Origin of the sequence: Steroidobacter denitrificans (assembly GCF_001579945.1) — a bacterium.
GTDB lineage: Bacteria > Pseudomonadota > Gammaproteobacteria > Steroidobacterales > Steroidobacteraceae > Steroidobacter > Steroidobacter denitrificans.
The window spans coordinates 292035-305090 of record NZ_CP011971.1 but is presented as its reverse complement, the minus strand read 5'-3'; the positions used below and the strand labels follow the sequence as shown (position 1 = coordinate 305090).

At 58.5% G+C, this 13056-nt stretch carries 10 protein-coding genes; all 10 read right to left on the bottom strand.

The window, feature by feature from the left end:
- Positions 1-45: 45 nt before the first annotated feature.
- Complete coding sequence (locus ACG33_RS01290; protein ID WP_066918031.1) at positions 46-1248, bottom strand: dihydrolipoamide acetyltransferase family protein; 1203 nt, start codon at positions 1246-1248, stop codon at positions 46-48.
- A 1-nt stretch (position 1249) separates the two neighbouring features.
- On the bottom strand, positions 1250-2248 hold the full coding sequence (locus ACG33_RS01285) for an alpha-ketoacid dehydrogenase subunit beta (RefSeq protein ID WP_066918029.1): 999 nt from the start codon (positions 2246-2248) through the stop codon (positions 1250-1252).
- Entirely contained in the window at positions 2241-3194 is a 954-nt protein-coding gene (locus tag ACG33_RS01280; RefSeq protein WP_168159985.1) for a thiamine pyrophosphate-dependent dehydrogenase E1 component subunit alpha, read from the bottom strand. The genes ACG33_RS01285 and ACG33_RS01280 overlap by 8 nt, the downstream gene beginning before the upstream one ends.
- Complete coding sequence (locus ACG33_RS15970) at positions 3178-3402, bottom strand: hypothetical protein (protein ID WP_066918027.1); 225 nt, start codon at positions 3400-3402, stop codon at positions 3178-3180. Before ACG33_RS15970 ends, ACG33_RS01280 begins: the two co-directional genes overlap by 17 nt.
- Before the next feature lie 9 nt (positions 3403-3411).
- The gene (locus tag ACG33_RS01270; RefSeq protein WP_066918026.1) at positions 3412-4443 is read right to left on the bottom strand and encodes a DUF7064 domain-containing protein; all 1032 of its coding nucleotides are present in this window, start codon (positions 4441-4443) and stop codon (positions 3412-3414) included.
- A 15-nt stretch (positions 4444-4458) separates the two neighbouring features.
- Complete coding sequence (locus tag ACG33_RS01265) at positions 4459-6312, bottom strand: AMP-binding protein (RefSeq protein WP_083536328.1); 1854 nt, start codon at positions 6310-6312, stop codon at positions 4459-4461.
- Positions 6309-7295: a phosphotransferase family protein gene (locus ACG33_RS01260; protein ID WP_066918023.1), complete on the bottom strand. Its 987-nt coding sequence runs from the start codon at positions 7293-7295 to the stop codon at positions 6309-6311. Before ACG33_RS01260 ends, ACG33_RS01265 begins: the two co-directional genes overlap by 4 nt.
- Before the next feature lie 10 nt (positions 7296-7305).
- On the bottom strand, positions 7306-9504 hold the full coding sequence (locus ACG33_RS01255) for a TonB-dependent receptor (RefSeq protein WP_066918022.1): 2199 nt from the start codon (positions 9502-9504) through the stop codon (positions 7306-7308).
- Between the two features lie 168 nt (positions 9505-9672).
- Entirely contained in the window at positions 9673-11418 is a 1746-nt protein-coding gene (locus tag ACG33_RS01250) for an acyl-CoA dehydrogenase C-terminal domain-containing protein (RefSeq protein ID WP_210399130.1), read from the bottom strand.
- Between the two features lie 89 nt (positions 11419-11507).
- A complete protein-coding gene (locus tag ACG33_RS01245) occupies positions 11508-12665 on the bottom strand; it encodes an acyl-CoA dehydrogenase family protein (protein WP_066922644.1) in 1158 nt (385 codons plus the stop codon).
- Positions 12666-13056 lie beyond the last annotated feature (391 nt).

The window sequence follows — 13056 nt, the reverse complement described above, 5'->3', positions numbered from 1 at the left end:
CCCTCTCTCTCGGAATTATGACGTGCCTCACCATCAATCGCTTTATCATGACGATGTCAGTGCCGTAGTAAGTGCATCGACGAAGCGCGAACCTGTGATGCCGTCGATTACACGATGATCGTAGACGTTCACCACATGCATGCGCTTGCCGATGGTGAGTTGGCCGTTCCTGGCCACGGGCTTGTCGATGATGACGCCGGTGAATACCAGGCAGACTTGTGGCGCGTTAATGATAGGTACACCAGTCTCGACCCGGCTCGCCCCCAGGTTTGACAGCGTCACGGTGCCGCCACTCATCTCGTCCGGGTGCAGATTGCCCTCGCGAGCGCGGATCGTCAGCTGGGCGAGCCGGGCGGTTCGTGCGTTGAAGTCGCTGCCATTGCAGTCACGCAGCACGGGTACCAGCAACCCACGAGGCGTCGCGATCGCGATGGCGGCATCGATGCGGCTCGATTGAATGAGTTCCTCACCATCGAACGTAGCATTGCATTCGGGCACACAACCGAGCGCTGTGACCAGCGCATCGAGCATCAGCGCGGTCAGGGAAATATCACGGCCTTCCGCCTGCAACCGCCCACGACGCGCCAGCAACGCTTCGGCGTCGATCTCGACGTCCTGGGCGAACTGTGGAACGGCCCAGCTGCGTGTCATCTGGCGAGCGATGGTCTTCTCGACTGCAGAGCGCGCACGAGCACCCGACAGGTTCATCGGCACGGCCGCAACAGTATCCGGGGGTCTATCCGTGCCTAGCGATTGACAGGAACGCCGGACATCGTCCTCCGTGATCAATCCACCAGGACCTGAGGGAGCGACGATCGCGGCAAGTTCGACGCCGAGTTCCCTTGCCAGCTTCTTGGTGCGCGGCATGGCGCGGGGGATCGCAGCCGCCGGCTTCGTCGCTGTCGTTTCCGGTTCATTCGCGACGACTGCGGCTACGTTTGCGGCAGAAGCGGCAGCCACGGCATTATTATCATCGATAAAACTCTGCACCTGCGCCATGCTGGCTTGTTCGCCGGGATCCGCGGCAACGCCGACCAATGCTCCAACCGGCAGTTCCGTATCCGCGGCCGCGACCTTCCGCAACAGCTTGCCCGGCAATGTTGCCTGTACTTCCAGGACGGTCTTGTCGGTCTCGATGGAGTAGACGATCGCGCCTTCGACGTACTCGGCGCCCTCCTCGATCAACCATTCGACGATGCGGCCGGTCTCCATCGTCTGGCCCAACCGCGGTAAGGTCAGTGCGTGCATATCAGCTCACGATTTCTTGAATGGCAGTCAGCAAATCCTCGGAATCAGGTAACCACAGTCGTTCCAGATGCTGACTTTGCGGAATGGGAGCATCGGGTCCGCAGACACGACGAATCGGCGCGGCCAATGCATCGAGTGCATCTTCGGCAACGATGGCTGCGATCTCGGCACCTGCGCCGCCGGTCTTGCTGGCCTCGTGGCAAATGATCAAGCGACCGGTCTTGCGCACCGTACGGAGGATGGAATCTACATCCAGAGGACGCAGACATCTGAGATCTAGCACTTCGACATCGATGTCCCGTCTGGCTGCTTCATCCGCCGCCTTGAGTGCGATCTGTACCATGCGCCCCCAACAGATCACCGAAACATCGCCGCCATCACGCTTCACGTCGGCGACACCAAGAGGGATGGTGTATTCGTCGGCTGGAACCTCACCGGCGGTCTGATACATACCTTTGTGTTCGAAGAAGCATACGGGATTGTCGTCGCGGATCGAAGTCTTCAACAGACCCTTGGCATCGTAGGGCGTACTCGGAATCACGATGTAGATACCGGGAGCCTGCAGCAGCAGGGCTTCCGGACATTGCGAATGTTCCGCACCCATACCGCCCATGGCACCGGCGGGCATACGCACCACCATTGGCACGGTCAGCCGGCCGCCGTGCATGTAACGCCACTTAGCCATCTTCGCCATGATCTCGTCGGCAGCATTCATGATGAAATCCGCGAACTGCAGCTCGACCACCGGCCTCAAACCAGTGAGTGCTGCGCCGACGCCCCCGCCGACGATAAACATCTCCGAGATCGGCGTATCGAAAATTCGCTTCGGTCCGAACTCATCCAGCAAGCCGCGAGTCGCACCGAACACACCACCGAATTTCGCGACGTCCTCGCCCATCACGAAGACGCGTTCGTCACGGCGCATCTCTTCAGCAAGAGCTTCGCGAATCGCCGAGCCGATGGTAATGATACGAGTGGAAGTCGATGTTAACTCAGACATATATGCCTTCGAAGATTCGGCTGCGACCCGGCATCGTGCCGCGCCGTGCACTCTCGACCGCTGCCTGAACCGATTCTTTTACGGTGCTTTCCAATTGCGTCAGTTGCGCCTCGTCGGCCACTTTTTCATCAAGCAGACGCTGCCGTGTTCTCACCAGCGGATCCTTCCGCGCATCCGCATCCTTGGGTCGATAGTGGTCAGGATCACCCTCGAAATGGCCGCGCATGCGCACCAGCTTCGCTTCGATCAGCGTTGGACCTTCGCCCCGCCGCGCACGCTCAACAGCCATGCTCGTCGTTTCGTAAACTGCGAATGCGTCGGTGCCATCGACCACGAGTCCCGGCATTGCATAGGCATCGGCACGTCGCGCAATACCACCACCAGCGGTGGAATATTCGATCGGCACGCTCACGGCCCAACCGTTGTTCTGTACAATGAACACCACCGGCAATTTCCACGCTCCAGCGACGTTGCAGGCTTCATGAAACGTGCCCAGGTTGGAGGAGCCATCACCAAAGAAATGCATCGCCACTTGCGTGGTCCCGCGTAACTTCGCGCTCAATGCTGCCCCGGTCGCCAGCAGTTGCCCGCGTCCCAGTGTGCCGCTTTGTCCCATGATGCCGAGGTCGGGATCGCACACATGCACGATACCCGCTCCGAGTCCCCGGGTAGAGCCAAGTTCATTACCGAGAAAATCGCCGTACAGGCTGGTCATGTCGGCCCCCTTCGCAATCAAGTGCCCGCAGCCGCGATGGTCGTAGAACAGGTAATCGTTCTTGTCGAGCGCAAAGACCGCACCGACCTCGGTTCCCTCATGGCCCCGGCCCGCATGATAGATACCGGAGACCACGCCTTGTTCGATGAGTCTCAGCAGAGTTGCCTCCCAGCGCTCCGCCGCATACATGTAGCGATAGATATTCAGCTTGATGTCATTGGTCAACGGCATGAGACACCTGGTCCAGAACTCGAAACGGCTGTTGGCCATCGAGCGCAAAGCACCGTGCGATCACCAAGCCTTCGGCGCATGTCACCCTGGCGTCGTCGACCGCATTCGGATGAAATAACGATGCCTGCAGTTGTCCGTCGGCATGATTCGTCGCGCAGCTGTAAGCGGCGCACGATGCCGTCAGCCGTTGGCTGTCGGACAGCTTCATCGCACACGCTCATTCGACGACGAACTCGCCGCGCCGGGACAGGCTGATCAGCGCCGCCACCGTCGATTCGGCATCGAAGTATTCGGACAGACCCAGAGTCTGCCGTCCATTCATTTCAAAACGAGTCATGGCCTGACCCAGGTACACGGTCTCCCTGCCTTCCTTGCGATGACGCAGCGGTACGTACGCCAGCACCTTGCCATCGATGGTAAAGATCCGGTCACGTACGTCCGTCACCTTTAGTACCACCTGATCGTGGTAGTAGCTATCGGCGAAGAAGTGGCTGTGTATCCCGATCGAACGCAGCGGCGTGACCTCGTCATACTCGATCACGCAGCCCATTTCGTCCGGTGGCCGCTCAGTGTCGAGCCAGGTTTTGCAAGCAATGAATGTAAGATCGGTGCCGAACGAGATCCACAGTGAACGATCACGCAAGATACTGTGCCACTGACGTGGCCCCCATGAATGATCGCGCACACCTCTAGCGTTCAACATCCAGAGGTCCTCGCCGACACTCAACTCGCCCATCGCGGCAATAACCTGCTGATAATGACCGACGCCGTCGAGAAAAATCACCGCGTCAGGCGACGTGCCGTCTCTATCGCCGATCATGGGGCCCATACCCGAGATATCCAGCTTGAGTCGGGTAGGTACCGATGGATTGCCGCGCAACGCCTTGCCGGGCTGACGCATCTCCAACGGATCCTTGATACGCACCGCCTCGCCGACGTAAGACACCGACAATCTACGTCCCGCTTCCAGAACCTTGAATTTCAAGCCCGCCGCACTGAATACATCGTTACTCGGCAGTGCCGGCTTGGCCCACTGCATAAGCAATTCGCCGCTGGGCAGGAACACGCAGAAGGTCATTTCGGCATATCCCTCGTTGGGACGATTGCCGATGCGGACGAAACCACCCATGCCGAGTGCATCATCGAAAAAATTGAAGAACATGCTCTCGTTGTGCGACGGATGCTCCGACACCGCGTGCATGTGGTCGTCTTCGGGATGCAGATTGCCAACGGTCAAAGATTTCGTCATGAGCTCATCCAGAAATCATCTCGTCGTAGCTTGACGATAGCTGCTGCGACGTATCTTGCCGGCATCGGTACGCGGCATCTCATCACGATACTCCACACTGCGCGGAATCTTGTAGGGACTGAGATAGCCGGCGAGTCTATGACGCAGCTCTTCCAGAGTCATCGGAGCCGTACCCGGCTCCATTGCGATGACGGCATGCACCGACTGATGCAGTTCCGGATGTGGCTTTGGCACCACGACGCAATCGGCCACGTGCGGCAGCCGGCGGATCTCGATCTCCACCTCGTCAGGATAAACGTTGGCGCCGCCGGTGATTATCAGATCGTCGGTTCGCCCCGAAATATATAAATAGCCGTCAGCATCGACGTAACCCAGGTCGCCGAAGCTCACATACCCGTCTCGTGACTTCATCTTGAGTGTCGAGCCGTAGTACTTGCTCTCCAGATTCACTTTCGGAATCAGCGGCTGTACAAAGATCTCACCGGCGCCGCCGACCGGCAGATCGTTGCCAGCTTCATCGAGGATGCGCACACGGCAATTGATCGGCTTGCCGACGCTGCCCCGATGCAGTAACCACTCCTCGCCCGAGATGGACGCATGTCCTACGCTTTCACTCGATCCCCACACTTCGATCACTTTCTCCGGACCGATGGCGTTCATCCACGCCTCTTTGTCGTTCGGATCGGCTTTGCCGCCGGTGTGTACGATGGAGCGAATACTCTGCAATCGTTCGGCGCTGAAACCCGGCCGCTGCAGCATCCGATGCATCATGGTCGGCACGATAGTGAGCTGTTCCAACTCGAACCGTTCGATTGCCCACAGTGCAGTGTCGGCATCGAATTTTTCCATTGAGGTTACCTGACACTCTTCGAACGTGGCCATGTAGGCAGTCGCGGCCCCGGCGCCATGACTGAGAGGCGTCATGATGAACGCCTTAGCACGCGGCCGGCGTTTGAGCGCCTGATTCAACCCACCGAGGAATGCACCCGGCGTGAATTGTCCGGCGCCGAGCACATCGACGAGCTTGGGAATGCCGGTCGAACCACCGGTCGCAACCAACAACATCGGATTGGCGACACAATCTGCCAGTACCGGTGTCGGCTCGCCGTCCGCGAGAGGAATAAGACATTCGCCGGTATCCCAATTTACCCTGGCGCCGACTGAAATCGTGCGCCCAAGCCGCGACAGGATCGACGTACCTTCGACCGAACCCGTGATGGGCGAAAGACACAGCACTGTCTGCCCGGCCTTCCACGCACCATAGGCATATACGGCGTGATCGACCGCGTTGCGGGTCAGCAGTAGAATAGTTGCAGGGCGTGCCACGACGTCCATTCGCAACAGAGCCGCAGCGACGCGATCGGAGCGGTGATCGAGCTGCGGCCAGGTGATCTCGCTGAAGTCATCGATGCCGCGAATACTGCGGACTACGACGGTGTCGCCCATTACGCCGGCCGACTGACGTAACCGGGCACCCATCGACAGGGGCTGATTTACTAGACTCAGGTCAGTGCGCGACGATGCGACGTGTAGCTTTTCGTTTACATACCGTCGCAGCATTTCGAACACTGCATGATCTTCGATGATTCGCTCACCATGCAACAGCTGATCCGTAAAATCGCGCAACGAGCCGGCATTATCGAGAATCTCTCGCGTCACTCGATAGCCGTCTGCATCGGGTTCGAACCTACCTGCGCTCTCGAATTCGCGTTTGGCGATCTTCAATAGATTCGCCGCCACAGCCACGCGAAAGTTCAGTTTCTCGTTCTCGATGGCCGGCCGGATCTCGTCGCTTAGGAAAGTTGCGACCAGATCGAGTAACTCGCTTGCACAAGGCGGCTCGATGACAGACTCGCCCATCCCGCTCATAGCGCAGCCTCCAACTCGAGCAATACATACTGTTCTTGCCTGCACACCTGCCGTGCAATCGCGCCCTCTTCCATCGCGTCGCCGGCAGAGCTGGCGCGTGGGCGCGCGCCGCTGGCCAGTCCCCAACGAGTGGCGGCAAATACCTGCCACCAGCGCAGTCTCGGCATGTCGATTGATTCGCCACTATGTTGCGAATATGAAGCGAGCAATTCATCCATCTCACCGATGCCACCGACCGGGCGGTCCGAGCCATAGCGCCATGCACGCGAGCACAGCCACGCGAGGTCCTCGTAGGGATCGGAAAGGTGACACGTTTCCCAGTCGAGCACCGCAACGATACCGTCACGGGTCATCATCAAATTTCCCAAGCGAAAGTCGCGATGAACAGGAGCCAGCCGGCCTGGTGGCGGGCGCCGCTTGTTCAGCCAGTGCAGCGATGCCGCCAGCACCGGACTGGGATACGCGGCATTGACGCGATGACGCTCCAGTTCGCACATCGAATCCTCATGCGGCCAGTGCTTGGCCGCATCAATCGCACTATGCAGCTTCGCGAGGATCCGGCCGCAGTCGGCAGCGAATGTCCTTCGGGCGTCTGCAAATTCCTCGCCGCGCAGGATACGGCGGGAAATGCTCGTACCTTGCACATACTCCGTCATGACGAACGGTCGGCCGATATCGAGATCATCCGAACTGAGCAGCAGCTTCGGCGCCGGTACGCCAGCGCGCTCGGCGAGCAGCAAGCCGTCGATCTCGCGACCCATTTCCTGCGCACGAATCCAATGATCCGGATCGCAGCGGAACACCAACTTGCGCAACTCCCCACCGTCGCGGATCGTGACGATCCAGGTTTCGCGGGAATTACCGCCAGGCGCAAGGTCCAGTGCCACGAGTCCGCGTCTATCGAGCTGTAGCTTGGTCAGTATTGGATCAACCAGCTGCGCCCGCTGCGAGCGCAGCGTCTCGATATAAGATTTTGCTGTCACGATACGCCGATCAGAAATCGAACGTAACGTCGATGCCGTACTGACGCGGCGCACCGAATGATGCGAAGGAGAATAGCGGCGGCACGGTCAACGAACTCGACAGATACTTTTCATCAGTCAGGTTGGTTGCCCATAACGCCACCTTCCACGATCCTTCGACCGGCGTGAAGCTGATGTTGGCATTGACCAGGTTGTAGCTATCGAGACGCTCCGCCGGGAACTGCGTGAATGCGGCCCAGCGCTCGTCGTTGAACGTGTACTGGAACGATGGCGTCAACGTGCCGGCATTCAACTGGAAGTCATATGATGCCGTCAGCGATGCGGTCCACTGGGGCGCGTAGGGTGTCGGACGCCCTGAATAATCGACGCCTGCATCCTTGAAATCTTCGTACTTGGCGTCCAGGTAACCAATACTCGTGCTGATATGGAGATGATCGATCGGCAGCGCTTGCAGCTCCAGCTCGACGCCCTGTGATTTCGCCGATGCCGCGTTGAGAATCGTCGACGACGCCACCGGCGGATTCCCGCGGAACACCGACTGAGGTACCTGCATATCGTCCCACTTGCTGTAGAATACGCCGATGTTGGCGCGCAAGCGCTGATCGAGCCAATCCGAACGCACGCCGACTTCGAACGTATCGATGTATTCAGGCTCGAACGGCCCGATATCCAGCGGATCGGTAATACGGCCGTTGAAACCACCCGACTTGAAACCGCGCGCGTAGTAACCGTACACCATCACATCCGGCGCGATCTTGTAGTCGACGCTCAATTTGCCGCCTGGCTCTGTCCAGGTCTCGCTGCCGTTGGCGACGAAGCCATCGATCAACGTGGATTCCGCAATATTGCGTGCATAGTAGAATGGATGCAGGTTCGGATTTTGATGTGTGCTATTGAGCGATCGCAGATCGGTCTCGATCCGGGTCATGCGTAGACCTGCGCCCAGCCGCAACTTATCGGTCACATTCCAATACAACTGGGCGAACAGCGCCGCGCTTTCCTCGTCACTACGTACATCCTGCTGAGTGATGATGTCCGGCGAGAACGCATGCACCATCGACATGGTATTCACGTCATAGTGCAGATTCATGAAGAATGCACCCACCGTCAGCTCGACGCTGTTGCCAAGGTCGCTCGCCAGCCGTAGCTCGGCAGAATACTGACGGCTCGCCAGATCCCGGCCGGCGTTCATCAAGAATTCCGCAGTGGCATCCACGTCCTGGATATTGAAGGCATTGAAGTCCATGTAGTTGGCAATCGCCGTCAGCTGACCGATGCCAGTGGTCCAATCGAGGTTCAAGGTATAGGTATTCAGATCGGCACGATTGATGTGCGGCGAATCGCTATACAGATTGAAGTTCACGTCGCGGCTGATGCCCGGACGCCAGAACAGCTCATCCGGCGAGGAAATATTGGCGGCAACATCGGCGCCGTTACGGACGCGGTCGCGGCCGACGATCAGTGTGGCGCGCACGTCGTCGTTGGGAGTGAACAACAGGTATGCACGTGCTTTGCTCGAATCGATCCACATCAGATTGGAGCCGTCGAACAGATTGGTGTAGAACCCGTCGCGCTGACGCTGTGACAACGACACTTTTCCAGCCAGTACATCCTGTACGATGGGAAAGTTCACTGCGACTGCGGCGTTACGCTCGTCATAATTTCCGACTGTCAACTTGCCGTAGGCGCCGAACTCGCCGGTCGGTTGCCGGCTGACGATGTTTACTACACCGCCGAGCGTATTGGCGCCAAACAACGTGCCTTGCGGCCCACGCAGAACTTCGATACGTTCGATATCGAATTGATCCGATAATCCAAGTAGGCGTGTACCCTGTACGACACCATCTATGACCACTGCAACTTCAGTGCCGGTATAGGGATCGGGATTGTTGGTGATGCCTATGCCGCGAATCGAGGGTGCGAGCGTCAGGCCCACATTCGACATTTGCGTGAATTGCACGTTCGGTACTAGACCGTTGAGATTCTTTAGATCCTGATACTGAAATCGCGCCAGCGATTCGCCGCTTACAGCAGATACCGAGAATGGCACGGTCTGCAGGTTTTCTTCACGCTTTTGTGCCGTGACGATAATCTGCTCCAGTACCGCGCCGCTTGAACCATCCTGAGCCTGCGCGACCAGCGGTACCGCGGCGGCGAAGATGAGTGTGGAGACGACCGACGACCCGAGTGGTACGCGATTGGCTTGCATTTCGCCCTCTTGATGAACGCAACAACTACTCCAGTCTCCGTAGCTGCACCGTTGCACAGTGCGTATCGTCGGGACTGCCGTCTTGATTTACGGAATCAATCTTATCTAGGGCTCGGCGGGTTGGGACTACTCCAACGAGTAGTTTAGCGGGTGGGCAAATTACCGACTTCAGACTTCCAGCCCGAAACTTGCCTCCGGCATCCCGGTCAGCGATTCGCTGCCATTGGCGATGCTCGAGGCGTGCGCATGGATTCTCGGCAACAGCTTATCGAAGTAGAACTGCGCCGTCTGAATTTTTGCACGGTAAAACGCTTCCTCGGTCGCTCCATCCGCAAGTTTCGAACTCGCAACTTGTGCCGACAATATAAACATGTAGCCGACACTCACATAACCGGCCAGCAGCAAATAGTCGACTGCCACCGAACCGGCGAAGGCCGGATCGGCTGCGCTGCGTTCTGCTGCCAGGTCGGTCAGCGCCAACCACGTCTTCACCGCCTCGGTGAGTCTAGCGATCATTACCTTCAGCTCCGCGGCGGTGACCTGACGACAGAAGGTCAGAATTTCGTCGCTGAGATCAGTCAGTCCATGACGCAGCGGCCCGAGCAGTTTTCGCCCTAGCAGGTCCATTCCTTGAACACCGGTGGTGCCCTCGTAGATGCGCGTAATGCGTACGTCCCGAACGCGCTGTTCCAGTCCCCACTCCTTCATATAGCCATGCCCGCCGAGAATCTGGATGCCCAGATCGGTCGCTTCGCCGGCCCACTCCGACAGTGCTCCCTTGGCGATCGGAGTAAGCACGGCAAGTCGTTCCGCTGCACTGGCACGCTGCTCGGCGCCGCCGCTGTCCGCCAGATCGACCCATTTCGCACAGTACAACACCAGCGCTCGCCCTCCCTCGGCGATGGCTTTCTGCGTAAGCAGCATGCGACGGATATCCGGGTGCGTGATCAAGGCCGAAGGTCCGCCGCTCGCAGATGCGAGCGGCGAGCGGCCGGCCAGGCGTTCCCGCGCATACGCCAGCGCAGATTGAAATGCGCCTTCGGCATGTGCTTGTGCCTGTTGAGCGGTGCCAAGCCGCGAATTGTTGATGAATGCGAACATTGCGTTCAATCCGCGGCCCGGCTCGCCGACCAACCAACCCCGTGCACCCTCGAAAGTCATTACGCATGTCGCACTTGCTCGCAAACCCATCTTGCGCTCGATCGACAGACAGCGCAGCGAGTTGGCGTTGCCTGATGCTGACCGATCATCCATCTTCGGCACCACGAACAAAGAGATTCCTCGCGTACCGGGTACCGCATCGGGCAGCCTGGCCAACACCAGATGCACGATATTGTCGGAGAAGTCCTGTTCGCCGGAGCTGATGAAGATTTTCGTGCCGATAACGGCGTAACTTCCATCGTCGCGAGGCTCCGCCCGCGTTCGTATTTGGCTCAGATCCGAACCGCAGTGCGGCTCGGTGAGACACATCGTACCTAGCCATTCGCCGCTGACCAGCTTTGGGACGAAGTGTTCGATCAATTTGGCATCGGCGAAACTCATCAGCGTCTTGATCGCACCGTCATTCAGTAGCGCATACATGCACCACGAATGATTGGCCGCCTGCATGAACTCCGACATCGCAAGTTTGAGCGAGTACGGTGCGGTCTCGCCACCTTGCTCTTCCGGATTCGCGAGCCTCGGCCAGCCACCGTCGACATACTGTTTGTAGGCATCTACAAAGCCCTGCGGCGAACGCACCTTGCCATACTCGAAGTGCGCACCCTCCTCGTCACCGCTGTGATTCAAAGGGGCGAGCACTTCTTCCGCAAATTTTCCCGCCGCCTTCAGGATCACGTCGACGTCAGTCGGACTGACGTCAGCACCTGCCGGCAACGACGCGTAGTGGGATGCGAAGCCAAGTACTTCCTGCATGCAGAATCGTACGTCACGAATCGGGGATTTGTAGCTGTACATTGCGCCTCCGGAGCGAAACCTTGGTGATGCTCGGCCGTGATCCTTTATCAGACGAGTTTTCGGTCATCCAGGCCTAGTCCGCGACTGATGATTTCTTTCATGATCTCACTACTGCCGGCGAAGATCCGGGTGACGCGCGCATCACGGTACATGCGCGAGATGCGATGTTCTTCCATATAGCCCATGCCGCCGTGCAACTGCAGACAGGCGTCGATCACTTCATTCTCCAGCTCCGAGCCGAGCAGCTTTGCTTCGCTCGCCACTTCTGCCGACAGTCGGCCGGCATTCGCCAGCAAAACGCATTGATCGACAAAAGTCTGCGTCGAGTCGAGCCGCGCACGCATATCCGCCAGCTGAAAGCGCGTATTCTGCAGGGCACCGATAGGTCTGCCGAAGGCGCGTCGCTCCTTGACGAAATCGAGCGTGAGGTCGAAAGCGACTTGCGCGTGGGCTACGGAGCTGATCGCAACCATCAACCGCTCGGTTGCCAGGAAGCGAACCATGTTGCGAAAGCCCTGCGTTGGATCACCGAGCACATTGCTCTTCGATACTTTGACATTGTCGAAGAACAACTCCGCGGTGTCCTGCGCGTCCAGCCCGAGCTTTTCAAGCCTGCGGCTGCGTCGAAACCCCGGCGCGTCTGCATCCACGATGAACAAACCCATACCGGTGCGCGACTCCGGTATGGTACGCGCAGCGACGATTACCGCGCCGGCTTGTATGCCATTGGAGATATAGGTCTTCGAGCCGTTCAATAGCCAGTGATCGCCACAATCCTCGGCGTGTGCTTTCATCCCCGCGAGGTCGCTGCCCGCCGCCGGCTCGGTCATTGCGATGGCGAGAATCAAGTCGCCGCGAACGGCTGGCGGCAAATAGCGCTGCTGCTGTTCTTCGGTACCCAGCATTGCGATATAAGGCGCAACGATCATCGAATGCAGATTGAAATAGAATCCGCTGTCGCCATGACGGGCGTTTTCTTCCTGCACGATCTGCTCGTAGCGTAGATCGGCGTTGCCCGAGCCGCCGTAAGCCTCCGGCGCCCACATCAACAGATAGCCCTGCTCGCCGAGCCGCCTGAACGCCTGTGCATCGACGTAGCCCTGCGAGCGCCAACGCGGCACTTGCGGTTCAATCTCGGCTTTGAAGAAGCGCCGGACCGAGTCGCGAAATGTTTCGTGTTCATCCTGAAAGATGACGCGCGGCATCATGGTGCGTGCGCTCCCGGGTAGCAGCTTCCACCGGCGGCCGCATGCGCAATGGCCGCGGGCGTCGCGCCTGCAAACTCGAGTTCATCGAGAACACTCGCGGTTTCTGTGCGCAGGCGATCGAAGAACGCAGTGCGGCCTTCTTGCCGACACCGAGGGGAATTTGCTGGAACTGTCATAAGAGTCACTTTACTTGCTAGCGACAAGCAACTTAAAGTTACTCGTCGCTGCCGTCAACCCCTACCCGGAATGTTTTAGGCCCGTTTAAACCGAAGTTCTTTCTGAATTCCCCCGTTGGGTAATTAGTTAGCCGTTGCGGATCAGTGGCTTGCGAGTCTTGTGTGGTCTTTCTGCGCAAAATATGTACCCATGTAAATAGTTGCAACGGGGC

Bases quoted from the DNA above. Each gene is read 5' to 3' on its own strand.
- ACG33_RS01290 (WP_066918031.1), bottom strand. From the start codon at position 1,248: ATGCACGCACTGACCTTACCGCGGTTGGGCCAGACGATGGAGACCGGC.
- ACG33_RS01285 (WP_066918029.1), bottom strand. From the start codon at position 2,248: ATGTCTGAGTTAACATCGACTTCCACTCGTATCATTACCATCGGCTCG.
- ACG33_RS01280 (WP_168159985.1), bottom strand. From the start codon at position 3,194: ATGCCGTTGACCAATGACATCAAGCTGAATATCTATCGCTACATGTAT.
- ACG33_RS15970 (WP_066918027.1), bottom strand. From the start codon at position 3,402: ATGAAGCTGTCCGACAGCCAACGGCTGACGGCATCGTGCGCCGCTTAC.
- ACG33_RS01270 (WP_066918026.1), bottom strand. From the start codon at position 4,443: ATGACGAAATCTTTGACCGTTGGCAATCTGCATCCCGAAGACGACCAC.
- ACG33_RS01265 (WP_083536328.1), bottom strand. From the start codon at position 6,312: ATGAGCGGGATGGGCGAGTCTGTCATCGAGCCGCCTTGTGCAAGCGAG.
- ACG33_RS01255 (WP_066918022.1), bottom strand. From the start codon at position 9,504: ATGCAAGCCAATCGCGTACCACTCGGGTCGTCGGTCGTCTCCACACTC.
- ACG33_RS01250 (WP_210399130.1), bottom strand. From the start codon at position 11,418: ATGCAGGAAGTACTTGGCTTCGCATCCCACTACGCGTCGTTGCCGGCA.
- ACG33_RS01245 (WP_066922644.1), bottom strand. From the start codon at position 12,665: ATGCCGCGCGTCATCTTTCAGGATGAACACGAAACATTTCGCGACTCG.